Origin of the sequence: Bacillus sp. cl96 (assembly GCF_900100505.1) — a bacterium.
Taxonomy (GTDB): Bacteria; Bacillota; Bacilli; order Bacillales; family Bacillaceae_G; genus Bacillus_A; species Bacillus_A cereus.
On the sequence record NZ_FNDM01000008.1, the window covers coordinates 17,065 to 41,405 of the forward strand.

Consider the following 24,341-nt stretch of genomic DNA (forward strand, 5'->3'; position numbering starts at 1 on the left):
GTTAAATGAAGAAGGAGTTTAGAAATAAATTTTGAAGTTTAATAAAGGACGTAAAAGAAAAAGTTTTATTTCATGTTACAATAAACGTAATTGTTACTAGAATAAGATAGAAAGGTTGAAAGTAGGTGACATCATGGGAAAAATCATTGCTATTGCTAATCAAAAAGGCGGTGTTGGAAAAACAACAACATCTGTTAATTTAGGGGCTGGATTGGCGCAAGTAGGTAAAAAAGTCCTTCTTGTAGATATTGATGCTCAAGGAAATGCAACGACTGGTGTGGGAATTGAAAAATCTGAATTAGATCAATGTATTTACAACGTTCTTGTGGAAGATGCAGATGTTCAAGGGGTTATACAGAAAACCGCAACTGAAAACTTAGATGTTCTACCCGCTACAATTCAATTGGCTGGTGCTGAAATTGAATTGGTACCGACTATTTCCCGGGAAGTACGTTTGCAAAGAGCATTACAGCCAGTTCGTGATGAATATGACTATATTATTATCGACTGTCCCCCATCTTTAGGGTTATTAACGATTAATGCATTAACAGCAGCAGATTCTGTTATTATTCCTGTACAGTGTGAATATTACGCACTAGAAGGGTTAAGTCAGCTATTAAATACAGTTCGACTTGTACAAAAACATTTAAATAAAAATTTAGCAATTCAAGGTGTATTGTTAACAATGTTGGATGCCCGTACAAATTTAGGGATTCAAGTTATAGATGAAGTGAAAAAGTATTTTAGGGATAAAGTATATCGCTCGATTATTCCGCGTAATGTACGCTTGAGCGAGGCTCCAAGTCATGGGAAACCTATTATGCAGTATGACGCTAAATCAAGAGGAGCAGAAGTGTATATAGATTTAGCAGAGGAAGTGATTGCAGGTGGCTAAAGGATTAGGAAGAGGAATTAATGTGTTTTTTCCTGATTTAGATGTGAAAGAAGAGGAAACAATTCAGGAGATTCTTGTAACTGAATTAAGGCCGAATCCATATCAACCGCGTAAACACTTTAATAAAGAGGCGATTCAGGAATTAGCAATTTCGATTAAGGAACACGGTATTCTACAACCATTAATTGCTAGGAAGAGTATTAAAGGATATGAAATTGTTGCAGGCGAAAGACGATTTCGTGCTGCAAAAGAGGCTGGTTTAGAAAAAGTACCTGCGGTTGTAAGACAATTAACTGAACAGCAAATGATGGAATTTGCTTTGTTAGAAAACTTACAACGAGAAGATTTAAATCCTATGGAAGAGGCAATGGCATACCAGATATTAATGAATGAGCTGAATGTAACGCAAGAACAATTAGCGAAACGTCTTGGTAAAAGCAGACCTTACATTGCAAATTATACTCGGTTATTAAGCCTACCTTCTTTCGTACAAGATATGATTGCAAATGGTCAACTTTCAATGGCTCATGGGAGAACTTTACTTACGATAAAAGATGAAGAACAATTGAAGTCCTTATTGAAACGCATTGAAAAAGAAGGATTAAATGTTCGTCAATTAGAGAAAATCGTCCAAGAGATTAATCAACACGTTTCACGTGAAACAAAAAAAGTGAAAAAAGAGCGAAATATATTTTTCGTAGAACGTGAAACGTTCTTAAGAGAAAAGTTTGGCACAGATGTGAAAATTAAAGAGACGAAAAAAGAAAAAGGTAAAATCGAAATTGAATTTTTTAATAAAGAAGATTTAAATCGTATTTTAGAACTATTAGCACAGAAAAATTAAAAAGCAAACCATCTTATTATTTATAGATGGTTTGCTTTTTTTAATGCGGATAATTTTTGATCCGTCTCTTTTATACTTTTTGCGATTACATCAGCCATTTTCATGACTAAACTTAATCTTGTATTTTGAAGAACGAAAAACTCCATAAACCCATTTAGATTGACAATACCGTGTATGTGCAAATCACCAACTGCAGGTAATTTCTTATTCATAGCAGCCCCAGGTTTACTAGGTCCCTTTCCAGTAGTGATTGATCCGATATTTTGGGACTTTCCTAAACATGCATCAACAGCAATTATAAATGCAGTAGGATATTCTTTCTGTATATTCTGAATTTTCTCTTCTAAATTTAGCGCATGTACTGGCTCATCTAGTGTACCGAATACTTGGAGGTTTTGGATGTCTATTTGTTCAAGTTTTGTACCAACTAATGGGCCGAGTGCGTCACCTGTAGAGCGATCTGTGCCGATACAAACGAGAATGAGTGGTATATTAGTTTTAATAGGAATATGGGTAAGTAAGAAATTACTGATTATCTCAGAGGCTTCTAGATCTTGGTGCATAACGTTTTGAGTTTCTTTCTCAAAAAATGGTAAGCGAAAACTTCCAATATTCATGAAGCACCCATCCTTTTAATAAATTTTCAATATATGTTATATGGTGAGGAAAATGGAAAGTTATAAGTGCGTAATTTTTGCAAAATGTGAATGAAAACGGAAATAATAGTACTAGTATATATATATTCGTTCCATTTTATACCTGGATGTCGGGGATAAAATAGGATTAAAATCATAAAATTTTTTCAGCAATTAGGGGACTTCTGATACAATAATAAGGGTAACTAAAAAGAAATTTTAGCTAGAGAGGTAGAGGTACATGGATTTATTAGCGAAGTGGTTTAATTCTATGAAACAGTATTTATTAGATGCTGATCGTTGGGCTCATATTGGAGTTGCGACATTAAAAATATGTATTATTTTAACAATTGGTGCAGTTGTTGTGCGAATTGCAAGGGCGGTTGTACGAAATGCGTTTCGTATGGGGAGTCGTTCTCCAATTCAAATTTCAGAACGTCGTACAGTTACAGTAGCGAAATTACTTGAAAATATTGTAGCGTACGTTGTTATGTTCATTATGCTAATTGCGATTTTAGGTGTGTTTGATATTAATGCATCAGGTTTATTAGCGGGTGCTGGGGTAATTGGTTTAGCAGTCGGATTTGGTGCTCAAAGTTTAGTGAAAGACGTTATTACAGGTTTATTTATTTTGTTAGAAGATCAGTTTTCAGTTGGCGATTATGTTAAAATCGGTCAATTTGAAGGAGTCGTTTTAGAAATTGGACTTCGTACAACGAAAGTAAAGAGTTGGACAGGTGAAATTCATACTTTACCAAATGGAAGTATTATTCAAGTTACTAACTACTCAGTTAGTAATAGTGTAGCGTTTGTTGATGTATCTATTTCATATGAGGCTGATATTGCGAAAGCAGAGCAAGTTATTGAAGATTTATTAGTAGAATTACCTTCAAAGTACGAAAAAATGGTAACAACACCTCAATTATTAGGTGTGCAAACATTAGCTGCATCAGAAGTTATATTACGTGTTATTGCTGAAGTAGAACCGATGCAACATGCAGTTATTGCAAGGGCACTTCGTAAAGAGATTAAAAATCGTCTTGATTTACATGGAATTGAAATTCCATATCCACGTATGGTTTTATATAATCGTGAAGAATTAGTTAGTGGAAAAGCAATTTAGTATGGAGAGGAGTTTGGAGAATGGAGCAAAAGGAATATAACTTGTATGATGTTGTGGAAATGAAGAAAGCCCATCCATGTGGCGAGAATCGTTGGAAAATTATTCGTATGGGAATGGATATCCGCATTAAGTGCGAGGGGTGTGACCATTCAGTAATGATTCCTCGAAGAGAGTTTGATCGTAAGGTGAAAAAAATACTTGTGAAGCACGAAGAATAGAGGAAGAGTAACAGTTACAGTAGGTAACTGTTACTTTTTTTCGTTTGGCGGAAACTTGTCATTTTTTTCGTTACTATCTATAATGATGAAAGATTGAGACATAGGAGTGAAAAATATGGGATTAACGGCTGGGATTGTTGGATTACCTAACGTAGGGAAGTCCACTTTATTTAATGCAATTACACAAGCAGGAGCAGAATCTGCGAACTATCCATTCTGTACAATTGATCCAAACGTAGGGATTGTAGAAGTACCAGATGAGCGTTTAAATAAATTAACGGAATTAGTAGAACCGAAAAAGACTGTTCCGACTGTATTCGAGTTTACTGATATTGCAGGTATCGTAAAAGGTGCTAGTAAAGGTGAAGGTTTAGGAAATAAATTCTTATCTCACATTCGTCAAGTAGATGCAATTTGCCAAGTTGTTCGTTGTTTTGAAGACGAAAATATTACGCACGTTTCAGGGAAAGTAGATCCAATTGATGATATTGAAACAATCAATTTAGAGCTAATTTTAGCGGATTTAGAGTCTGTTGATAAGCGTATCGAGCGTGTTGCGAAATTAGCAAGACAAAAAGATAAAGAAGCGGTATATGAGCATGAAATTTTAGTTCGTTTAAAAGAAGCTTTTGAAGAGGGAAAACCAGCTCGTACTGTTGAATTTACAGAAGAGCAGATGAAGATTGTTAAAGGTCTTCATTTACTTACAACAAAAGAAATGTTATACGTAGCGAATGTAAGTGAAGACGATATTATCGATCCTTCGGAAAATAAATACGTACAAATGGTAAAAGAATTTGCAGCAAATGAAAATTCTCAAGTAATCGTTGTATGTGCAAAAATTGAATCAGAAATCGCTGAATTAGACGAAGAAGAGAAAAAAGTATTCCTTGAAGAATTAGGAATTGAAGAGTCTGGTTTAGATCAATTAATTCGTGCAGCATATGACCTATTAGGACTTGCTACGTACTTTACAGCTGGCGTTCAAGAAGTACGTGCTTGGACATTTAAACAAGGAATGAAGGCACCACAATGTGCTGGTGTTATTCATACAGACTTTGAGCGTGGATTTATTCGTGCAGAAACAGTTTCTTACGATGATTTAATGACAAACGGTTCTATGACAGCTGCAAAAGAAGCTGGAAAAGTACGTTTAGAAGGAAAAGAATATATCGTAAAAGACGGAGATGTTATGCACTTCCGTTTTAACGTTTAATTTAATATTTCCTAGGAAAAATAAAGATATGAACTTGGCAAATATATTATATGTTTGCCAAGTTTTTTATGTATTGGTGAGTTGATTCATATAACTTACTATGATATAATCTAAACTCGTGAGTAATTACTATAAATTAATTGCTCCTTGCCCATTACGGGCCGTTTAGACCAAAAGGAGGTGAAAGTGTAATGAGAAAGTACGAAATTATGTACATCATTCGTCCTGGCGTTGAAGAAGAAGCTCAAAAAGCTTTAGTTGAACGTTTTGCAGGTGTTTTAACAAACAATGGTGCAGAAATCATTAACACGAAAGAGTGGGGTAAGCGTCGTTTAGCTTACGAAATCAACGACTTACGTGAAGGTTTCTACATGATCTTAAACGTGAAATCTAACGCAGAAGCGATTAACGAATTCGACCGTTTAGCTAAGATCAACGAAGACATCCTTCGTCATATCGTTGTTAAAGAAGAAGAAAAATAATTGATATATAAGGGAGAGTGGTTCGATTGATGAATCGTGTTATCCTCGTTGGTCGTTTAACTAAGGACCCTGACTTACGTTACACGCCCAATGGTGTCGCAGTAGCTACTTTTACGTTAGCTGTGAATCGCGCATTTGCCAATCAGCAAGGTGAGCGTGAAGCTGACTTTATTAATTGTGTAATATGGCGTAAACAAGCAGAAAACGTAGCAAATTATTTGAAAAAAGGTAGCTTAGCAGGCGTAGATGGGCGTCTTCAAACTCGTAATTACGAGGGACAAGATGGTAAACGTGTATACGTAACAGAAGTTCTTGCGGAAAGCGTGCAATTTTTAGAGCCGCGTAATGGCGGTGGGGAGCAACGTGGTTCATTTAATCAGCAACCATCAGGAGCTGGTTTCGGTAACCAAGGCTCTAACCCATTTGGTCAATCTAGTAATTCAGGTAACCAAGGTAACTCTGGATTTACGAAGAATGACGATCCATTTTCAAATGTAGGTCAACCGATCGACATTTCCGACGACGATTTACCGTTCTAATACAGTAAATTTGTTAGTTTTAACAAAGAATGGAGGGAAATAGACATGGCAGGACGCAAAGGTGGACGTGCGAAACGTCGTAAGGTGTGTTTCTTCACAGCTAACGGCATCACTCGCATTGACTATAAAGATGTTGATTTATTAAAACGTTTCGTTTCTGAGCGTGGTAAAATTTTACCTCGTCGTGTAACAGGAACAAGCGCAAAATACCAACGCAAACTTACAGTTGCAATTAAACGTGCTCGTCAAATGGCACTTTTACCATATGTTGGTGAATAATAGCGTATGAAATGCACAGTAGAGTCGGACTCTACTGTGCATTTTGCTATGCTTTTCTTTTTGAAAGAGAGGTTAAAATGTGAAACAAACAAAGTTTATTACAGAAGGTGCAGCATTATTAGCTATATATGCAATTTTATTGCTTATATCTATGTATGTTCCGATTTTGGGTACAGTTGTAACTTTTGCGTTGCCGTTACCATTTATACTATTAATGATAAGACATAAACTATCTAATGTGCTCGTGGTTTTTGTAGCAGCACTTTTTGTTACTATTATTGTGAGTCAACCGCTGAATTTAGTGAAGACAATTATGTTTGGATTGATAGGGATTGTTTTAGGATATATGTATAAAACAAGAAAAAAGCCAGTTGAAATCTTAATAGCGGGGACGCTTGCATACTTAATTGGTTTTGTACTTATTTATGTTGCGAGTATAAAGTTTTTCAACATAGATATAATGAAGCAAATGCAAAGTATGTTTAGTGAAAGTATGGCGAAAAGCGAAAAGATAGTAAGTGCTACAGGTATGCCGATTAGTAAGGAACAAAAAGAGCTACTTGCACAAATGAATGATATATTACAATCGTTACTTCCAAGTATACTTGTGCTAGTTTCAGTATGTTTTTCTTGGATTACAGTGATAATATCAGGTAGTGTTTTGAAAAAGTTAAAACATGAAGTTATATCTTGGCCTAAATTTAAAGATATACAATTACCAAAGAGTATCATTTGGTATTACGTTATATTTATTTTGTTAGCAACTTTTATAAAAGTAGAACCAACATCATATTTACATATGGTATTTTCTAACCTAAATGTCATATTTGCGCTATTGCTTGTACTGCAAGGTCTGACATTTATCGCCTTTTTAGCGTATAGAAAAGGTTTTACTAAAGGGGTTCCTATTATTAGTTTTATTGCATGCATGTTTATTCCGATGCTGTTTCCTCTTGTGACAATCTTAGGTATAATTGACTTAGGGATTTCATTGCGTTCTAAAATAGGGGGATAAAATAATATTCCTTATACTATTTTAATCTGTTTAACTAACTGGAAGGTAAGTTAGTTTTACTTTATAGGAGTTGTATACATGCCTGAATTTGATAAGAAACAGTGGTTTTTATATCCTGTTTATGTATTGGCATTTTTTGTGTTTGTGCTCATTTCAATTCTCTGTTATTTTCATTTAATTATGGGTATAGCTGCTTTTGTCATTTTTTGTATCGTATTCTTTATCGTTATACGATTTGAACTTAATTTTCAAAGGAATTTCGAAAAGCATACGACAGATATGATTACAAGAGTAAAGAAAGTAAGTAATGAAGCATTTAACCAAATGCCGATTGGTATTTTGTTATACAATAAGGATTATGGGATTGATTGGGCAAATCCTTATTTATCTTCATGTCTGGGACAGCACGCATTAGCTGGATGGCACCTTTACGATGTATCAGAAACATTACTTCTTTTCATTAAAGGAGAAACTTCTGATGATATAGTCTCTTTAAATAATCGAAAGTTTCGCGTTTTTGTAAGGAAAGAAGAAAAGTTAATTTATTTCTTTGATGTAACGGAACAAACAGAAATCGAAAAGATGTACGAGGATCAAAGGACTGTTTTAGCTGTCATCTATTTGGATAATTATGATGAAGTTACACAAGGATTAGATGATCAATTACGTACGAATATAACAAGTCTTGTGACATCGCGACTAAATGAATGGGCACTTAAGTATGGTGCTTATTTAAAACGTGCATCTTCAGAAAGATTCTTCGTTGTGCTAAATGAAAGTATTTTGACGCAGATGGAGAAAGGGAAATTTAGCATTTTAGATCAGGTGCGTGAAGAAACATCTAAAAGGAATATACCACTTACATTAAGTGTGGGTGTCGGATCAGGTGATTTACCTTTATCAGAGCTTGGAGCAATGGCTCAATCTGGTTTAGATCTTGCGCTTGGGCGTGGGGGAGACCAAGTAGCTATTAAACAAGCGACAGGTAAAGTTAAGTTCTATGGAGGTAAGACAAATCCGGTTGAAAAACGTACCCGTGTACGCGCCAGGGTCATTTCGCATGCGTTAAAGGATTTAGTATTAGAAAGTAGTAATGTCATTATTATGGGGCATAGGGCTCCCGATATGGACGCAATTGGTGCTGCGATTGGTATTTTAAAAGTGGCTCAATTAAATGAGCGTAAAGGATATATTGTGTTAGATGAAAATGATTCCGATAAAGGAATTAAGCGTTTGATGGACAAAGTGAAACAAAATGAGGAGTTATGGTCTCATTTTATTACTCCAGAGCAAGCGATGGAATTTGCAAATGATGAGTCGTTACTTGTTGTTGTCGATACGCATAAACCTTCTATGGTGATGGAGCAAAAACTGTTACATAAAATTGAAAATGTAGTAGTTATTGATCATCATCGCCGTGGAGAAGATTTTATTGAAGACCCATTGCTAGTTTATATGGAACCATATGCTTCTTCAACGGCAGAATTGGTTACAGAATTACTTGAGTATCAACCTAAAAATTTAAAGATGACAATGTTAGAAGCGACGGCATTGTTAGCGGGTATTATTGTCGACACGAAAAGTTTCACATTCCGGACAGGGGCTCGTACATTTGATGCTGCTTCTTATTTACGCTCACATGGTGCAGATACTGTACTTGTACAAGAACTTTTAAAGGAAGATATGGATCAGTATTTACGGGTTGCAAAAGCTATAAAAAATGCGTACATTTATAAAAATGGAATTGCGATTGCTAAAGTTGATAGTGATGATTACTACGATCAAGTGCTTATTGCGCAATCGGCAGACACGTTATTAACGATGACAGGGATTATTGCATCATTTGTTGTTGCGAAACGTGGCGAGAATCTCATTGGAATTAGCAGCAGGTCTTTAGGTGAAGTGAATGTGCAGCTAATTATGGAAAACTTAGGCGGTGGCGGGCATTTGACGAATGCAGCCACACAGATGAAAAATGTTACAGTAGATGAAGCTGAGGAGAAGCTTCGATTTGTTATTGATGACTATTTACAGGGAGGCACACAATCATGAAAGTAATTTTTCTAAAAGACGTAAAAGGTAAAGGTAAAAAAGGAGAAGTAAAAAACGTACCAGATGGCTATGCAAATAACTTCTTACTAAAACAAGGATTAGCTGCTGAAGCAACAAATAGCAGTATGAAAACTTTAGAAGCTCAAAAGCGTAAAGAAGAAAAAGATGCAGCAGCAGAGCTTGAAAATGCAAAAGAGTTAAAAGAGACTTTAGAGAAATTAACTGTAGAATTAAAGGCGAAATCTGGAGAAGGTGGCCGTTTATTTGGTTCTATCACAAGCAAACAAATCGTAGATGCAATGCAAAAATCACACAAGATTAAACTTGATAAACGTAAATTTGAAATGGACGATGCAATCCGTGCGCTAGGTTATACAAACGTTACTGTGAAATTGCATCCACAAGTAACAGCAACAGTAAAAGTTCATGTTAGTGAACAATAAAAATAAATTAAGCAAGGAGGATTGCGTATGAGTGATGTACTTGCTGATCGTACCCCTCCGCATAATATAGAGGCTGAGCAGGCGGTTTTAGGGGCCATATTGATTGATCAAGATGCGTTAACTTCAGCATCAGAGTTATTGGTACCTGATTCGTTCTATCGAACGAAACATCAAAAGATTTTTGAAGTCATGCTTGGGCTATCTGATAAGGGAGAGCCGATCGACTTAGTAATGATGACATCAGCAATGGCTGATCAAGGGTTACTAGAAGAGGTTGGTGGGGTTTCTTACTTAGCAGAGTTAGCAGAAGTTGTGCCAACTGCAGCTAACGTAGAATATTACGCACGCATCATCGCTGAAAAGGCGCTTTTACGTCGTTTAATTCGCACGGCGACTCATATTGTATCGGATGGATACGAGAGAGAAGATGATGTGGATGGTCTTTTAAACGAGGCTGAGAAAAAAATATTAGAAGTATCCCATCAAACGAATGCAAAAGCATTCCAAAACATTAAAGATGTTCTTGTAGATGCTTATGACAAAATTGAACTTTTGCATAATCAAAAGGGTGAAGTTACTGGGATACCAACTGGGTTTACTGAATTAGATAAGATGACAGCAGGTTTCCAACGAAATGATTTAATTATCGTGGCAGCACGTCCATCAGTAGGGAAAACGGCATTTTCATTAAATATTGCACAAAACGTAGCGACGAAAACGGATGAAAATGTAGCGATTTTTAGTTTGGAGATGGGTGCTGATCAGCTTGTTATGCGTATGCTTTGTGCAGAAGGGAATATTGATGCACAAAGACTTCGTACTGGTTCATTAACTTCCGATGATTGGGCAAAATTAACAATGGCAATGGGGAGTCTCTCAAATGCTGGTATATATATTGATGATACGCCAGGTATTAAAGTAAATGAGATTCGAGCAAAATGCCGTAGATTAAAGCAAGAACAAGGTCTTGGTATGATTTTGATTGACTATTTGCAGCTTATTCAAGGAAGTGGGAAATCAGGAGAAAACCGTCAGCAGGAAGTATCTGAGATTTCTCGTACCTTAAAAGGGATTGCGCGTGAATTGCAAGTGCCTGTTATTGCTTTATCACAGTTATCTCGTGGTGTAGAATCTCGTCAAGATAAACGCCCGATGATGTCTGATATTCGTGAATCTGGAAGTATTGAGCAGGATGCTGATATTGTAGCTTTCCTATATCGTGAAGACTACTATGATCGAGAAACGGAAAACAAAAATACAATTGAAATTATTATTGCAAAACAACGTAACGGTCCAGTAGGTTCAGTGGAACTTGCATTCGTCAAAGAGTTCAATAAGTTCGTTAACTTAGAACGTCGTTTTGAGGATGGACATGCTCCACCGGCATAAAGGCAGTATAAAAAAGAAACACATTTCTTATAATAAGATGTGTTTCTTTTTTTTTATAAGAAAGATAAGGCTTTCATAAGTTAAATATATAATTCTTACGAACGAAAATGTTTTTTTGTGAAAAAATGTTCGCTTTTCGGTTGACTTCTCTTTCGGTTTTGGTACAATTATATTGTTTGAATAGATCGTTTGAAAATTGCGGAGGTGCTTTAATAATGTCTTCAGTAGTAGTTGTAGGAACACAATGGGGCGACGAAGGAAAAGGTAAAATCACTGATTTTCTTTCTGAGCATGCGGAAGTAGTTGCAAGATATCAAGGTGGAAATAACGCGGGACATACAATTGTTTTCGGCGGAGTTAAATATAAATTACACTTAATTCCATCTGGTATTTTCTATAAAGAGAAAATTTGTGTAATCGGAAACGGATTAGTAGTAGATCCAAAAGCATTACTTGAAGAGTTGAAATACTTACACGATCGTGGTGTAAGTACTGATAATTTACGTGTAAGTAACCGTGCACATGTTATTTTACCTTACCACTTAAAACAAGATGAGTTAGAAGAAGCAAGTAAAGGTGATAACAAAATCGGTACAACGAAAAAAGGTATCGGTCCTGCATATATGGATAAAGCTGCTCGTATTGGTATTCGTATGGCTGATCTCTTAGACCGTGAAGCATTTAAAGAGAAGCTTGAGCGCAATTTAGTAGAAAAAAATCGTTTATTTGAAAAAATGTACGATACAGAAGGTTTCACTGTAGAAGAAATTTTCGAAGAGTACTTCGAGTACGGGCAACAAATCGCGCAATATGTATGTGATACGTCTGTTGTATTAAATGATGCATTAGATAATAATCACCGTGTATTATTTGAAGGTGCGCAAGGTGTTATGCTTGATATTGACCACGGTACGTACCCGTTCGTTACATCTTCTAACCCAATTGCTGGTGGTGTAACAGTTGGAACTGGAGTTGGTCCTGCGAAAGTTACTCGCGTTGTAGGTGTATGTAAAGCATATACAAGCCGCGTTGGTGATGGTCCATTCCCTACTGAGCTTCATGATGAAATTGGTCATCAAATTCGTGAAGTTGGTCGCGAGTATGGAACGACAACTGGTCGTCCACGCCGCGTAGGTTGGTTCGATAGCGTTGTTGTAAGACATGCACGTCGTGTTAGTGGTTTAACGGATCTATCATTAAATTCTATCGACGTTTTAACAGGTATTCCAACTCTTAAAATTTGTGTAGCTTACAAATACAATGGCGAAGTTATTGATGAAGTTCCAGCTAACTTAAACATTTTAGCGAAATGTGAGCCTGTATATGAAGAGCTTCCAGGTTGGGAAGAAGATATTACTGGTGTAAAATCATTAGATGAACTTCCTGAAAATGCACGAAAATACGTAGAACGTGTTTCTGAGTTAACAGGAATTCAAATATCTATGTTCTCAGTTGGACCAGATCGTAACCAAACAAATATTGTACGTAACGTATACGAAGCTTAATTAACATTTGTTGAAAAAAACTCATGTCTGCATGAGTTTTTTTCTTATTCTTTTATAAAAAAACAAAAAAAGTATTGCAATAAATACAGAATACATGTTATGATACATCTTGTCGTCACGAAAATATGACGTTGGTGAGTATGAGCCATTAGCTCAGTTGGTAGAGCATCTGACTTTTAATCAGAGGGTCGAAGGTTCGAGTCCTTCATGGCTCACCATTTTATTTTTCGTGGCCCGTTGGTCAAGTGGTTAAGACACCGCCCTTTCACGGCGGTAACACGGGTTCGAATCCCGTACGGGTCATGTTTTTTTTTGCTTATTTTTGGTCCCGTGGTGTAGTGGTTAACATGCCTGCCTGTCACGCAGGAGATCGCCGGTTCGACCCCGGTCGGGACCGCCACTTTTGTTTATACCACCATTAGTGGTTTTATATATAGTTTTGGCTCGGTAGCTCAGTCGGTAGAGCAGAGGACTGAAAATCCTCGTGTCGGCGGTTCGATTCCGTCCCGAGCCACTCTCAGGATATTAAGTGGGCCCACTTAATATCCTTTTTATTTATGTAATTTTACAAAACTGAGTAGTTATTTTAAAATAGAACGAGGAGCCTCTAGCAGTTGAAGCTAGAGGTTTTTCTATAGATCGTATAGGATGCCGTGTAAAAGTGGATCATACATGAGTCTATGAGAATAGAGGAGAAAATACTTAAACAAAGGATGCGGTCATATAGGACATACTATGTAAACATCAATATGTTTAGGGATTATTGACCATATTTTTATAAGGAGGAAATAGACGATGATGGGAAAGAAAATTTTAGTAGTTGATGATGAAAAGCCGATTGCAGATATTTTGAAGTTTAACCTAGAAAAAGAAGGTTTTGAAATAGTAATGGCGCATGATGGTGATGAAGCAATTGAAAAGGCTAATGAAGAGCAACCAGATATGGTTTTATTAGATATTATGCTACCAGGTAAAGATGGCTTAGAGGTTTGCCGTGAAATACGTAAAAGCTCAGAAATGCCGATTATTATGCTTACAGCAAAGGACTCTGAGATTGATAAAGTATTAGGGCTCGAGCTTGGGGCAGATGATTATGTAACGAAGCCATTTAGTACGAGGGAATTACTTGCTCGTGTGAAGGCGAATTTACGCCGCCATCAACAAGGTGGTGCTGCGGAAAAAGAAGAAAATACAGAAATGGTTATTGGACCAATTGTGATTAATCCAAATGCATATAGTGTAACGAAGCGTGAGGAAAATATCGAGCTTACACATCGTGAATTTGAGTTGCTACATTATTTAGCGAAACATTTAGGACAAGTTATGACACGCGAACATTTATTACAAACAGTTTGGGGTTATGACTATTTTGGAGATGTGCGCACAGTAGACGTTACAGTACGTCGTTTGCGTGAAAAAATTGAAGATAATCCAAGCCATCCTACTTTAATTGTAACTAGACGTGGAGTAGGGTATTACTTGCGTGACCCAGAGCAGGAATAGTATATGAAGAAAGTTGGTTTTTTTCAATCTATTCATTTAAAATTTGTGCTTATATATATGCTATTAATATTAATAGCGATGCAAGTTATTGGAGTATATTTCGTAAGGGAATTAGAGAAGAGCTTAGTACAAGGTTTTAGGGATTCTTTAACGCAGCAAACAAACTTATTATCATATAATTTGAAGCAAGAGTTTAAAAAAAGTTATACAAAAGCAGAAACAGAGTCAACAGATGAAACGATTAAAACTTCAATTCGAAAATTTGCCTCTGATCAGAAGAAAGTTATACAAGAGGTAAGCGTATTTGATTCGCATAGAAAGTTACTGGCTATTTCAGATGAATCAAAGCAGAATAAGGTGAATCGAACATCAACTGATATAGCTGTTCAGCGAGTATTAGTACAGAAAAAGCCGGAAGTGAAAATTGAGAAGGATGGTAATACAGGTCATCGTGTTCAAGTTATGCTTACTCCGATTCTAGATGATAACGGTAAGGATGCGCTTGGTGTTATTTACATTGTGGCATCTATGGAAGATGTATATAAACAAATGAAGGATATAAATCAAATTTTTGCTACGGGAACAGTAATTGCTTTATTAGTAACGGCCGTACTTGGAATTTTATTGGCTCAAACAATTACAAGACCAATTTCAGATATGCGGAGACAAGCAATCGAAATGGCAAAAGGAAATTATTCAAGAAAAGTAAAAGTGCATAGTCATGATGAAATTGGACAACTGGCATTATCCTTCAATAATTTATCAAAAAAATTACAACAAGCTCGTTCTTCTACAGAAAGTGAAAGGCGTAAATTATCATCTGTTTTATCACATATGACAGATGGAGTAATTGCTACTGACCGAAAAGGGGATATTATTTTACTAAATGACCCTGCGGAAAAGATGTTAAATGTTTCTCGTGAAACAGCGCTCGATCAATCTGTTTTAGAGGTATTAGGGATACAGGAAGAATTTACGCTCGATCATTTATATGAAGAGCCAGATTCTGTTTTATTAGATTTTAGTACGAGAAACGAACCATATATTTTACGTGCTAGTTTCTCTGTTATTCAAAAAGAAACAGGGAAGGCAAACGGCTTAATTGCTGTACTATATGATGTAACAGAGCAGGAGCGTATAGAACGGGAACGCCGTGAGTTTGTGGCGAATGTCTCTCATGAATTAAGGACGCCATTAACGACGATGCGCAGTTATTTAGAGGCACTTACAGATGGAGCATGGCAGGATCCAAATATTGCACCACAATTTTTAACGGTTACACAAGAAGAAACAGAAAGAATGATTAGACTTGTAAATGCGTTGTTACAGCTATCTAAACTTGATAGTACAGAGCATCGTTTAATGAAAGAATGGGTCGACTTTACTGATTTCTTTAATAATATTATTGATCGCTTTGAAATGTCTAAAGAGCAAAATGTAAGTTTCAAACGATCTTTCTCTAAGAAATCTAGATTTATTGATATGGATACTGACAAAATTACTCAAGTGCTGTATAACATTATTTCTAATGCATTAAAGTATTCACCAGAAGGTGGAACAGTAACATATCGTTTACGTGATCGCGGTGATTTATTAGAAATTAGTGTAAGTGACCAAGGAATGGGTATTCCAAAAGAAAACGTTGATAAAATCTTTGAGCGTTTTTATCGCGTAGATAAAGCTCGTTCAAGACAAATGGGTGGTACTGGGCTTGGATTAGCAATTGCAAAAGAAATGATTGAGGCGCATGGTGGCTCTATTTGGGCGAAGAGTGAAGAAGGAAAAGGGACAACTATTTATTTCACGTTACCAATGGCAGCAGATGAAGAGGACGATTGGGAATGAGTATGGAAAACTTTAAAACAATAGTTTTAATTAACCTAGTTGTAATTAGCCTATTTCTTACTTTTAACCTATGGACGTATGTGCCAGATTCTACATCCATGCAAAACGCGAAATTTGTGCAGGGAAATGAAGGAATGAACCAAACTAAAATTTCCGATGTTGTCCGTCCTACTTCTATCATCGTGCATAAAGATAAAAATCATTATGGGAGCAGAAGAGAGGCAGATATAGAATCAATCTATAAGCCTCTGGAAGTAGGGGAACTACATGATTTTAAAGAGATATCAATCGCTAAGGGTGATTTCCTTTCATATGTGCATGGTGAAGGGAAAGTTGAACTTGTTTTCCCTACCGATATCCCATTTGATGCAGTAAAATCCATGTTTAACATGAAAGAGAAGAGTACAGATAAGCCTAAACATTTTAATCGTATTCTCCTCGATCCTTCTCGAAGTAAGGATCAAGAAATTAAAATTAACTTTGTTTCTGATGGTGATAACTTTAAAATATACGAGGCAAAATTAAGTGGCGTGTATTTAAAAGATATTGTAAATGCCCAAAATCAATTTATAGTATCAGCAAAGCCTTATTTTGATTATCAACTTAATGATATGAAAAAGTTATTTTTACCAGATGGAACGACAGAGTTAAACAATATAACATATATTTCATCTAATTTAGCAGTTGATACGTTTAAGAATGCTCTGTTTAGTGATCCTCGTTATTTAAGTCCGATTACCGAGATGTCGAAAGAAACATTTACAGATGGTATTAGATCCATGGAAATTGAAAACGATCGTCACATGCTAAAGTATAAAAACTCTTCTGTCTTAACTGAGAAAACGATAGATAATTTAATGCTTTTACAAAAAAGCTTTGAATTCGTAAGTGGTCACAGTGGAAGTTTGGATTCATATCGTTTGGACTATATGAATAAAGGAGAGACAGTATTTCGTTTAAATGAAGATGGATATTCAGTATTCAATGAAGATGGATTAGCTGAATTGAGACAAATATGGGGATCAGAAGAAGTAATGGAATATGAAAGACCGTTGCTGTCTTTAAATACTAAAGGTATAGAACAGAAGGTTACTCTTCCGTCAGGGCATGTTGTAATAGCATCCCTAGAAAATAATCCAGAGATAAAGAAACAAGTAATTAAGGATATTGGTATTGGATACAAGTTATCACTAGATGGACAAGTAGTTCGATTACAACCAATTTGGTATGTAAAGCTTGTTGAAGATGAAACAGGTAAACAGAAAATCTATGAGTGGAGTGAGGGAGGACTAAATGGATTGGGATCGGATTAAAACCATATTTATTGTGACCTTTTTTGTTTTGGACCTCTTTCTCATTTTCCAATTCATTCAAAAGCAAGATAGTAATCAATTGGAGCTTATTGCAGAAACAAAGATAGATCAAGAATTAAAAGCAAACAAAATTACGATGGGAAATATCCCTAAAGAACCGAAAAAAGAGTCATTTATTAGAGCAGAAAATAAAGCTTTTAAAGAAGAAGATATACAGTCTTTGAAAAATCAAACGGTGCATATACAAAATATGTACAAGATAGAAAGTAAGCTAAAAGAGCCTTTTTTAAATACGAAATCATTATCAAAAGATAAGTATAATGAATTTTTGAAGAACTATGTATTGGATGGACAAAAGTATGAATTTGGAGCGGTGAAAGACTCTAAAATTTATTTCTTCCAAAAATATAAAGATAAGCCTATTTTCTATAATAATCAGGCGATGATTGTTGTGGAATTAAATGAAAAAAATGAACTTGTTTCATATACGCAGACAATGCTAACTGATTTAAAAGAAATGGGCGAAGGTGAAAAAACGAAAGAGCAAGAAATTATTACGGCTCAAACAGCTTTAGAAAATTTGTATTTAAAAAATAAAATTCATGGAAATACGCATGTTAAAGAAGCGCAAATTGGTTATGCCACTCTTACCGCATCTACTTCTAATAACCAAGTACTGGCTCCAACGTGGAATTTGAAAACGGAGCAGAAGCAGGACTTCTTTGTGAATGCAATTGAAGGACAAGTTATGGAATTAGGAGAAAAGGAAAATCAAGTGGTTGATGAACATACTGGAGTGAGAAAGAATGGGGTTGCATTTTAGCGTACTTGCAAGTGGAAGTACAGGAAATATGCTATACGTAGGAACCGATGAAAAAAAATTACTAGTCGACGCAGGTTTAAGTGGTAAAGCAACAGAGGCTTTATTTAAACAAGCAGAACTGAATATAAATGATGTATCAGGTATTCTTGTAACGCATGAGCATAGTGATCATATTAAAGGTTTAGGTGTACTGGCACGTAAATATGATTTACCTGTTTATGCGAATGAGAAAACATGGAATGCAATGGAACATTTAATAGGAAATATCCCAACTGAACAAAAGTTTATTTTCTCAGTTGGTGATGTGAAAACCTTTGGTGATATTGAAGTCGAGTCATTTGGAGTTTCTCATGATGCGGCAGAACCGATGTTTTATGCTTTCCATAACAATAATAGGAAGTTAGCGCTTATTACAGATACGGGATACGTAAGTGACCGTATGAAAGGCGTTATTAAGGGAGCTAATGCTTTCGTATTTGAAAGTAATCATGATGTAGAAATGCTTCGTATGGGACGTTATCCATGGAGCATTAAACGACGTATTTTAAGTGACGTTGGGCATGTTTGTAATGAGGATGCTGCATTAGCGATGGCAGATGTAATTACAGATGAGACAAAGCATATTTATTTAGCCCATTTAAGCTTAGATAATAACATGAAAGAACTAGCGCGTATGTCAGTATCACAAGTACTAGAGGAAAAAGGATTTGGAGTGGGTGAATCCTTTGAAATTCACGATACAGATCCAAAAATGCCTACAAAAATTCAATACGTATAATTCTTCATTTTAGTAAACAATAAAGGTGAATATAGTTGTTTTCAGGAAGATAGGTGAACAAATATGTCCTTTATTGATGAAGAAAATTATCGTATGAAACGTGCAGGAAAAAAGAAGCACAAAGGTATAGTTCTTTCTAGTATAGCGGGAACAATTGTAGGAGCTTCTTTATTCGCGTTTGGAGCGCCTTTATTTTCAAATTCTGCTGATACGCTTCCGCAAGCTGAAGCAAGCGGAAGTAATATGGCCGAAGCTCAAGGGATTAAACAGATTAGCTTTGTAGATGCTGTTGATCGTGCATCTGAAGCTGTTGTGGGTGTTATTAACATTCAACGAGATAACTTTTCAGAGGCAGATTCAGAGGCCGGTACAGGATCAGGAGTAATTTATAAAAAGACAGATGGTCAAGCTTATATTGTAACGAATAATCATGTTGTAGCTGGAGCGAATCGTATTGAAGTAAGTCTAAGTGACGGTAAGAAGGTTCCTGGAAAAGTATTAGGAACCGATGTAGTCACAGACTTAGCTGTATTAGAAATAGATGCAAAGCATGTGAAAAAAATAATTGAAATTGGCGATTCTAATACTGTTCGCAGAGGAGAGCCAGTTATTGCGATTGGAAACCCGCTTGGACTGCAATTTTCTGGAACAGTTACACAAGGTATTATTTCAGCTAATGAACGTATTGTCCCTGTAGATTTAGATCAAGATGGACATTATGATTGGCAAGTAGAAGTGTTACAAACAGATGCAGCGATTAATCCGGGGAATAGTGGCGGTGCGCTTGTAAATGCAGCAGGACAATTAATTGGTATTAATTCAATGAAAATTGCTGCAAAAGAAGTAGAAGGAATCGGCCTTGCTATTCCGGTGACTAGAGCTGTTCCGATTATGAATGAACTTGAGAAGTATGGAAAAGTAAGAAGACCATATGTTGGGATTGAACTTAGGTCATTAAATGAAATTCCAAACTATTATTGGTCAAAAACATTACATTTACCAGGTACTGTAACAGAGGGAGTTTGTATTTTGGATGTGAAAAGTCCTTCGCCAGGTGCGGATGCTGGTTTAAGAGAACATGATGTTATTGTGGCGGTAGATGGAAAACCGATTCGCGATATTATTGGATTCCGTACGGCCTTATATGATAAGGAAATTAATGATAAAATGACTCTTACGTTTTATCGTGGCACAAAAAGAGTAACAACAACAGTGAAATTAGGCATTCAAAAGTATTAAAAACAGGAGGGCCTACCTCCTGTTTTCTATTGTAGAAAAGTGAGGTGAAGAAAATGAATTTACCTTGTTGTTTAGAGCATGTTGAATTAGCGTTAGATATTATTGTGGATGAGTGTGAAGTTGCGCCAGTTATCAACAATGTGGATAACTCAGAAAAAGAGAAAAAAACATGTGAATTTTGTCAAAATGAGGCGACATATGTTGTATCGAACACAGATTCTCACACAATATGTGGGTAGTATTTGTGGATATGTGGATAAGTTTTGTGGATAACATGTTTGTAAGGTGGAGGATACGTGTGAATATCTCGATTATTTCAATTGGGAAATTAAAAGAAAAATATTTGAAACAAGGTATAGCAGAATACTTAAAACGATTATCTGCATACGCAAAAGTAGAAGTAATTGAATTGCCTGATGAAAAGGCGCCAGAAAATTTAAGTGAAGCAGAAATGTTAATTGTAAAGGAAAAAGAAGGTATACGTATACTGGATAAAATTTCTGATGACACACATGTGATTGCATTAGCTATAGAAGGAAAGCAAAAGTCATCAGAAGAATTCGCGATAAGTCTAGATCGCCTTGCTACATACGGAAAGAGTAAAGTCGCATTTGTAATTGGTGGATCACTTGGACTAAGCTCAGAAGTGATGAAGCGTTCAAATGAATCACTTTCTTTTTCAAAGATGACATTACCACACCAATTAATGCGATTAGTGTTGCTTGAGCAAGTGTATAGAGCGTTTCGGATTAATCGTGGGGAACCGTATCATAAGTAACGGTAAACCAAGCCAAAAATAAATAATAAATTAGGTATATATTTTATAAAATAGGTTAATAGTGATGGTGTAATCAATAATAACTTATTAAACATTTGGACGAAGTTATCAGGGAAGTATATAAAGGAATAGTTGGATAGTAATTGTATTGGGGTTAGTCTGCCTAATGCAAGATGCAATTTCATTGTTGGTTTGAGATTGCGTTGGAAGATGTAATAAAGGATAAATTATTTTTTCAGGCACCGTCTAAGTTTCGCATATACAAAAAAGGGTACTATCCGTTTTATTTGTTTTATCTTCCAGATAATAGGGATAAAAATTTTGCAGAGTTTATTTTTAAAGTGCAGCATGAACCTGCAATGGAGATAGATCCAAGTGAGCATTGTTCAATTATTAATAATGAGATAAAAAATATATAGGTATTTAACAACTTGATTTTTGATATATAATCCAAAATATTGCGGATATAGTATCTCATAGTAATAGAATAAAAAAGAGAGTTTTCCTAATTAAGGAAAACTCTTTTTTGGTTTTGGGATTCCACCAGCATTTTGGAATTTACTACGCCAAGGGATCCTCAATCAAGAAAAGACACCCTAAGGAGCCTCTCTCCGACTTGAACCACTTTCATTTAATACGTATTTATCCGTATTATCCCTTTGTTATAAATGTAAACACATCCTATAAAATAGGACCGTTTATTGTGTATGTGTTACAGAAATATAATGTGTATCTATTGAGTATAATGTATATATTGTATATAATGTTAATGTAAGGTGATGTGAGTGAAGGGGGTGAAAAATGAAAGTTTTACTATCTAATAGTTCCAAGGAGCCTATTTACCAACAAATCATTGATCAAATTATATTACAAATATTGAATGGGACATTAAAAGAAGATGATGCTTTACCTTCTATGCGTTCATTGGCTAGAGACTTAAAGGTAAGTGTGATTACTTCAAAAAGAGCATACGAGGAACTTGAGAAAGCTGGTTATATTTATTCTATAGTAGGAAAAGGATCTTTTGTTGCAAAACAAATTGAAAAAACAAGGATTGATAAATCAAATTATCTAATACGTCGAGAGTTTATTAGAGTTGTTCGTGAAAGTAAGAGTAGTCATGTATTACGAGGTGATTTAATAAAGATTATTGATTCTATCTATGGGGAGGAATAGAAATGGAGAATGTTGTAGAGTTGAAAAATGTATCGAAAACTTATAAAGAGTTTTCTTTAAAAAATGTTTCTTTTAACATTAAAAAAGGGTTAGTTACAGGGTTTATTGGTGCAAATGGAGCTGGGAAAAGCACAACAATAAAACTCATTATGGACCTTATTGGTAAAGATAGTGGGGAAATTACAGTTTTTGATGAAGATTATCAAAAGAACCAAATTTCTATCAAAGAACGTATTGGTTTTGTATACGATGACAATATTTTTTATGAAGATATGACAATTAATGAACTCAAAAAATTCATTGCACCTGCATATACAAAATGGGATGAAAATCAATTTCAATTATATATAAAACGTTTTGAACTACCGATTAATGTAAAAATAAAAAAGATGTCTAAAGGTATGAAAATGAAGGCATCTCTAGCGTTCGCACTTTCACATCATGCAGAATTTATTATTATGGATGAACCAACATCTGGATTAGATCCAGTATTTCGTCGAGAAATTTTAGATATACTCTATGACTTAATGGTTGATCAAGATAAGACAATTTTCTTCTCTACACATATTACAACAGATTTAGATCGTATTGCAGATTATATTGTATTTATCCATAATGGTGAAATTGAGTTCGAGAAGGATATACATAGTATTTCTGAAGAATATGCAATTATAAAGGGGGATACAGACTTACTTACATTAGATATGAAACAAAACTTAATTGGGATTCGTGAAACAAATGTAGGGTTTGAAGCACTTACAAATAACGTAAAACAAGTACGCACGCAGTTAGGTGATGAAGTATTAATTGAAGCAGCAACGCTAGAAGACATAATGTACTATACAAAAAAGGGGAATGTTTAAAATGCTTAATTTAATATTAAAGGACTTTCGGTTACAAAAAGTAATTATGTTACTCTATCTTGTGGTTGCATGCCTTTTTATTGGAACCTTTGGGAGTTTTGGATTAACAGTTGTTTTAATTGCTTGTTCTTATATGATGAATTTACATTATTACGATGATAAGAATAATAGTCACAAATTTATTAACAGTCTTCCTTATAGTAGAAATACAATTATTATGTCAAAATATATAGGTGTAATAATATTTACGCTAACAGTAGTCCTATTTTCTTTATTAATTCAAGAAATAATTCAATTTATTTCTCCAATTCATGGTGGGAAAGTAGCAAGTCTACAAGAAATTATAATTAGTATTCTGACTGTCATGTTGCTGACATCTATTTACTTCCCATTTTGCTATCGTTTTGCCAATAAATATTTATTAATTGCAGTTAGCGCGGTGTCTCCTGTTCTTATTATTTTATGGAAAAGCATAGGGGAATATGTAAATATTATTGATGCTATGCAAAAGGCGACTACACAACTTACTGTTAATCAAATGGTTACACTTGTTTCAATAGTTGTTATTCTTCTATTCATTGCTTCGTACTTTTTAACTGTAAAAATTTATAAACGTACTGATTTTTAATTTTGTTTTATAGAGTATCTACCAGTTAAACACATTGATTTTTACATTGTATATATGATTATTCTATCCATGTAAAGGATCAAGATGGCTAAGGTATATAAAAATTAACATGTCAATTAGCTATAGAAAAGCCTCTCCACAAACTGGAGAGGCTTTTATGAAATAATTGATTTGCATAAGAATATTTTAATTTGCTATTAGCAGTAAACTACGCCTAAAGCACCAATACCAGCACCTACCGCAGCACCTACCGCAGTACCTACACCAGGTCCGAATGCTGTTCCGAAAGCAGCACCATAGCCTGCAGATGCAGCAGTACCTACACCTAAAATGCCCCAACTACAAACATTGTTAGCACCAGCTGAGATTTCTAAAAGTTCTTTTTCTGTAAGTGTTTCAAGTTTCATAATAAAATTCTCCTTTAAAATAAATTTTTTACGATTGCAAATTCAATAAAATATAATATATCAATCGATATATATACAATATCATGAAAATAAGTAAAATTTAAGGAATATGTAAAATTGCATATTATATCCATTTTTTCAGAAATTAGATATAATATTTAAAAAAAGCAAATATGTTTTTTGAAAAAGGTCTAATTTTATTAAATAGAAAGATTTGAAAGAGCGTAGCTCAGCGTGCTTAGCAGTATATTTTAATGATCATAGATTCATGTTGTTGGTCTCTACAAAACAAATATCTGGTGTGAATTTAGTCGAAAGTAATACCAAGGGGAATGGAAGAAGGGGAGAAATCT

26 protein-coding genes and 4 tRNA genes are annotated in these 24,341 nt (G+C 35.1%); 28 read left to right on the plus strand and 2 right to left on the minus strand.

Going from position 1 to position 24,341, the window contains the following annotated elements:
- The first annotated feature begins 133 nt into the window (after nt 1–133).
- The gene (soj, locus tag BLT20_RS17825; RefSeq protein WP_000516114.1) at nt 134–895 is read left to right on the plus strand and encodes a sporulation initiation inhibitor protein Soj; all 762 of its coding nucleotides are present in this window, start codon (nt 134–136) and stop codon (nt 893–895) included.
- Nucleotides 888–1,739 carry a stage 0 sporulation protein Spo0J gene (gene spo0J / locus BLT20_RS17830; protein ID WP_001051831.1) on the plus strand — a complete coding sequence of 284 codons (852 nt, stop codon included), beginning with the start codon at nt 888–890 and terminating at the stop codon, nt 1,737–1,739. Before soj ends, spo0J begins: the two co-directional genes overlap by 8 nt.
- Before the next feature lie 20 nt (nt 1,740–1,759).
- On the opposite strand, the gene yyaC is transcribed toward spo0J, so the two are convergent.
- A complete protein-coding gene (yyaC, locus tag BLT20_RS17835) occupies nt 1,760–2,356 on the minus strand; it encodes a spore protease YyaC (protein WP_001020714.1) in 597 nt (198 codons plus the stop codon).
- Between the two features lie 259 nt (nt 2,357–2,615).
- Between yyaC and BLT20_RS17840 the strand changes: the two genes are divergently transcribed.
- The 26 genes from BLT20_RS17840 to BLT20_RS17970 all read left to right on the plus strand — a co-directional run bounded on the left by BLT20_RS17840 (nt 2,616) and on the right by BLT20_RS17970 (nt 23,581).
- Nucleotides 2,616–3,497, plus strand: coding sequence for a mechanosensitive ion channel family protein (locus tag BLT20_RS17840; protein WP_000364814.1), 882 nt, complete (start codon nt 2,616–2,618; stop codon nt 3,495–3,497).
- A 20-nt stretch (nt 3,498–3,517) separates the two neighbouring features.
- Nucleotides 3,518–3,715: a DUF951 domain-containing protein gene (locus BLT20_RS17845; RefSeq protein ID WP_000435485.1), complete on the plus strand. Its 198-nt coding sequence runs from the start codon at nt 3,518–3,520 to the stop codon at nt 3,713–3,715.
- Between the two features lie 115 nt (nt 3,716–3,830).
- Complete coding sequence (gene ychF / locus BLT20_RS17850) at nt 3,831–4,931, plus strand: redox-regulated ATPase YchF (protein ID WP_000524657.1); 1,101 nt, start codon at nt 3,831–3,833, stop codon at nt 4,929–4,931.
- A 191-nt stretch (nt 4,932–5,122) separates the two neighbouring features.
- Nucleotides 5,123–5,413, plus strand: coding sequence for a 30S ribosomal protein S6 (gene rpsF, locus BLT20_RS17855; RefSeq protein WP_001233778.1), 291 nt, complete (start codon nt 5,123–5,125; stop codon nt 5,411–5,413).
- A gap of 26 nt (nt 5,414–5,439) precedes the next feature.
- A complete protein-coding gene (gene ssb / locus BLT20_RS17860) occupies nt 5,440–5,952 on the plus strand; it encodes a single-stranded DNA-binding protein (RefSeq protein ID WP_000981966.1) in 513 nt (170 codons plus the stop codon).
- A 45-nt stretch (nt 5,953–5,997) separates the two neighbouring features.
- Nucleotides 5,998–6,231: a 30S ribosomal protein S18 gene (gene rpsR / locus BLT20_RS17865; RefSeq protein ID WP_000918873.1), complete on the plus strand. Its 234-nt coding sequence runs from the start codon at nt 5,998–6,000 to the stop codon at nt 6,229–6,231.
- Nucleotides 6,232–6,310: 79 nt separating this feature from the next.
- Complete coding sequence (locus BLT20_RS17870; RefSeq protein WP_000814840.1) at nt 6,311–7,246, plus strand: YybS family protein; 936 nt, start codon at nt 6,311–6,313, stop codon at nt 7,244–7,246.
- A 78-nt stretch (nt 7,247–7,324) separates the two neighbouring features.
- Complete coding sequence (locus BLT20_RS17875; RefSeq protein ID WP_001113785.1) at nt 7,325–9,298, plus strand: DHH family phosphoesterase; 1,974 nt, start codon at nt 7,325–7,327, stop codon at nt 9,296–9,298.
- A complete protein-coding gene (gene rplI / locus BLT20_RS17880) occupies nt 9,295–9,741 on the plus strand; it encodes a 50S ribosomal protein L9 (RefSeq protein ID WP_000864228.1) in 447 nt (148 codons plus the stop codon). Before BLT20_RS17875 ends, rplI begins: the two co-directional genes overlap by 4 nt.
- 27 nt (nt 9,742–9,768) lie before the next feature.
- Entirely contained in the window at nt 9,769–11,130 is a 1,362-nt protein-coding gene (gene dnaB, locus BLT20_RS17885) for a replicative DNA helicase (protein ID WP_001286148.1), read from the plus strand.
- A gap of 215 nt (nt 11,131–11,345) precedes the next feature.
- A complete protein-coding gene (locus BLT20_RS17890; protein WP_000100238.1) occupies nt 11,346–12,635 on the plus strand; it encodes an adenylosuccinate synthase in 1,290 nt (429 codons plus the stop codon).
- Between the two features lie 142 nt (nt 12,636–12,777).
- Nucleotides 12,778–12,853: transfer RNA gene (locus tag BLT20_RS17895), tRNA-Lys, on the plus strand.
- A 13-nt stretch (nt 12,854–12,866) separates the two neighbouring features.
- A tRNA-Glu gene (locus BLT20_RS17900) sits at nt 12,867–12,938 on the plus strand.
- A gap of 21 nt (nt 12,939–12,959) precedes the next feature.
- A tRNA-Asp gene (locus BLT20_RS17905) sits at nt 12,960–13,035 on the plus strand.
- A gap of 41 nt (nt 13,036–13,076) precedes the next feature.
- Nucleotides 13,077–13,149: transfer RNA gene (locus BLT20_RS17910), tRNA-Phe, on the plus strand.
- Nucleotides 13,150–13,430: 281 nt separating this feature from the next.
- Nucleotides 13,431–14,138, plus strand: a complete 708-nt coding sequence (gene walR / locus BLT20_RS17915; RefSeq protein ID WP_000971865.1) for a cell wall metabolism DNA-binding response regulator WalR — start codon at nt 13,431–13,433, stop codon at nt 14,136–14,138.
- A gap of 3 nt (nt 14,139–14,141) precedes the next feature.
- Nucleotides 14,142–15,983 (plus strand): cell wall metabolism sensor histidine kinase WalK, encoded by a 1,842-nt coding sequence (gene walK, locus BLT20_RS17920; protein ID WP_000755365.1) that lies wholly within the window; start codon nt 14,142–14,144, stop codon nt 15,981–15,983.
- Entirely contained in the window at nt 15,980–17,296 is a 1,317-nt protein-coding gene (locus BLT20_RS17925) for a YycH family regulatory protein (protein WP_000061557.1), read from the plus strand. Before walK ends, BLT20_RS17925 begins: the two co-directional genes overlap by 4 nt.
- On the plus strand, nt 17,277–18,119 hold the full coding sequence (locus BLT20_RS17930) for a two-component system regulatory protein YycI (RefSeq protein WP_000383740.1): 843 nt from the start codon (nt 17,277–17,279) through the stop codon (nt 18,117–18,119). The genes BLT20_RS17925 and BLT20_RS17930 overlap by 20 nt, the downstream gene beginning before the upstream one ends.
- Nucleotides 18,103–18,897 (plus strand): MBL fold metallo-hydrolase, encoded by a 795-nt coding sequence (locus BLT20_RS17935; protein WP_000522837.1) that lies wholly within the window; start codon nt 18,103–18,105, stop codon nt 18,895–18,897. The genes BLT20_RS17930 and BLT20_RS17935 overlap by 17 nt, the downstream gene beginning before the upstream one ends.
- A 63-nt stretch (nt 18,898–18,960) precedes the next feature.
- Entirely contained in the window at nt 18,961–20,136 is a 1,176-nt protein-coding gene (locus BLT20_RS17940; RefSeq protein WP_000008031.1) for a S1C family serine protease, read from the plus strand.
- A 53-nt stretch (nt 20,137–20,189) separates the two neighbouring features.
- Complete coding sequence (locus tag BLT20_RS17945; RefSeq protein WP_001052827.1) at nt 20,190–20,375, plus strand: CxxH/CxxC protein; 186 nt, start codon at nt 20,190–20,192, stop codon at nt 20,373–20,375.
- A gap of 59 nt (nt 20,376–20,434) precedes the next feature.
- Nucleotides 20,435–20,914 carry a 23S rRNA (pseudouridine(1915)-N(3))-methyltransferase RlmH gene (gene rlmH, locus BLT20_RS17950; protein WP_001027000.1) on the plus strand — a complete coding sequence of 160 codons (480 nt, stop codon included), beginning with the start codon at nt 20,435–20,437 and terminating at the stop codon, nt 20,912–20,914.
- 801 nt (nt 20,915–21,715) lie between these two features.
- On the plus strand, nt 21,716–22,090 hold the full coding sequence (locus BLT20_RS17960; RefSeq protein ID WP_000866328.1) for a GntR family transcriptional regulator: 375 nt from the start codon (nt 21,716–21,718) through the stop codon (nt 22,088–22,090).
- A 2-nt stretch (nt 22,091–22,092) separates the two neighbouring features.
- Complete coding sequence (locus tag BLT20_RS17965; protein WP_000432710.1) at nt 22,093–22,953, plus strand: ABC transporter ATP-binding protein; 861 nt, start codon at nt 22,093–22,095, stop codon at nt 22,951–22,953.
- Nucleotide 22,954: 1 nt separating this feature from the next.
- The gene (locus BLT20_RS17970; protein ID WP_000933351.1) at nt 22,955–23,581 is read left to right on the plus strand and encodes an ABC-2 transporter permease; all 627 of its coding nucleotides are present in this window, start codon (nt 22,955–22,957) and stop codon (nt 23,579–23,581) included.
- Nucleotides 23,582–23,778: 197 nt separating this feature from the next.
- Here BLT20_RS17970 and BLT20_RS17975 read toward each other — a convergent pair whose 3' ends face one another.
- Nucleotides 23,779–23,988 (minus strand): hypothetical protein, encoded by a 210-nt coding sequence (locus tag BLT20_RS17975; RefSeq protein ID WP_000764646.1) that lies wholly within the window; start codon nt 23,986–23,988, stop codon nt 23,779–23,781.
- Nucleotides 23,989–24,341: the final 353 nt, after the last annotated feature.

Bases quoted from the DNA above. Each gene is read 5' to 3' on its own strand.
- rpsF (WP_001233778.1), top strand. From the start codon at position 5,123: ATGAGAAAGTACGAAATTATGTACATCATTCGTCCTGGCGTTGAAGAA.
- BLT20_RS17945 (WP_001052827.1), top strand. From the start codon at position 20,190: ATGAATTTACCTTGTTGTTTAGAGCATGTTGAATTAGCGTTAGATATT.
- rpsR (WP_000918873.1), top strand. From the start codon at position 5,998: ATGGCAGGACGCAAAGGTGGACGTGCGAAACGTCGTAAGGTGTGTTTC.
- BLT20_RS17930 (WP_000383740.1), top strand. From the start codon at position 17,277: ATGGATTGGGATCGGATTAAAACCATATTTATTGTGACCTTTTTTGTT.
- rplI (WP_000864228.1), top strand. From the start codon at position 9,295: ATGAAAGTAATTTTTCTAAAAGACGTAAAAGGTAAAGGTAAAAAAGGA.
- yyaC (WP_001020714.1), bottom strand. From the start codon at position 2,356: ATGAATATTGGAAGTTTTCGCTTACCATTTTTTGAGAAAGAAACTCAA.
- BLT20_RS17935 (WP_000522837.1), top strand. From the start codon at position 18,103: ATGGGGTTGCATTTTAGCGTACTTGCAAGTGGAAGTACAGGAAATATG.
- BLT20_RS17875 (WP_001113785.1), top strand. From the start codon at position 7,325: ATGCCTGAATTTGATAAGAAACAGTGGTTTTTATATCCTGTTTATGTA.
- BLT20_RS17890 (WP_000100238.1), top strand. From the start codon at position 11,346: ATGTCTTCAGTAGTAGTTGTAGGAACACAATGGGGCGACGAAGGAAAA.
- walR (WP_000971865.1), top strand. From the start codon at position 13,431: ATGATGGGAAAGAAAATTTTAGTAGTTGATGATGAAAAGCCGATTGCA.
- soj (WP_000516114.1), top strand. From the start codon at position 134: ATGGGAAAAATCATTGCTATTGCTAATCAAAAAGGCGGTGTTGGAAAA.
- BLT20_RS17970 (WP_000933351.1), top strand. From the start codon at position 22,955: ATGCTTAATTTAATATTAAAGGACTTTCGGTTACAAAAAGTAATTATG.
- BLT20_RS17960 (WP_000866328.1), top strand. From the start codon at position 21,716: ATGAAAGTTTTACTATCTAATAGTTCCAAGGAGCCTATTTACCAACAA.
- ychF (WP_000524657.1), top strand. From the start codon at position 3,831: ATGGGATTAACGGCTGGGATTGTTGGATTACCTAACGTAGGGAAGTCC.
- BLT20_RS17940 (WP_000008031.1), top strand. From the start codon at position 18,961: ATGTCCTTTATTGATGAAGAAAATTATCGTATGAAACGTGCAGGAAAA.
- BLT20_RS17975 (WP_000764646.1), bottom strand. From the start codon at position 23,988: ATGAAACTTGAAACACTTACAGAAAAAGAACTTTTAGAAATCTCAGCT.
- BLT20_RS17845 (WP_000435485.1), top strand. From the start codon at position 3,518: ATGGAGCAAAAGGAATATAACTTGTATGATGTTGTGGAAATGAAGAAA.
- dnaB (WP_001286148.1), top strand. From the start codon at position 9,769: ATGAGTGATGTACTTGCTGATCGTACCCCTCCGCATAATATAGAGGCT.
- BLT20_RS17840 (WP_000364814.1), top strand. From the start codon at position 2,616: ATGGATTTATTAGCGAAGTGGTTTAATTCTATGAAACAGTATTTATTA.
- walK (WP_000755365.1), top strand. From the start codon at position 14,142: ATGAAGAAAGTTGGTTTTTTTCAATCTATTCATTTAAAATTTGTGCTT.
- BLT20_RS17965 (WP_000432710.1), top strand. From the start codon at position 22,093: ATGGAGAATGTTGTAGAGTTGAAAAATGTATCGAAAACTTATAAAGAG.
- BLT20_RS17925 (WP_000061557.1), top strand. From the start codon at position 15,980: ATGAGTATGGAAAACTTTAAAACAATAGTTTTAATTAACCTAGTTGTA.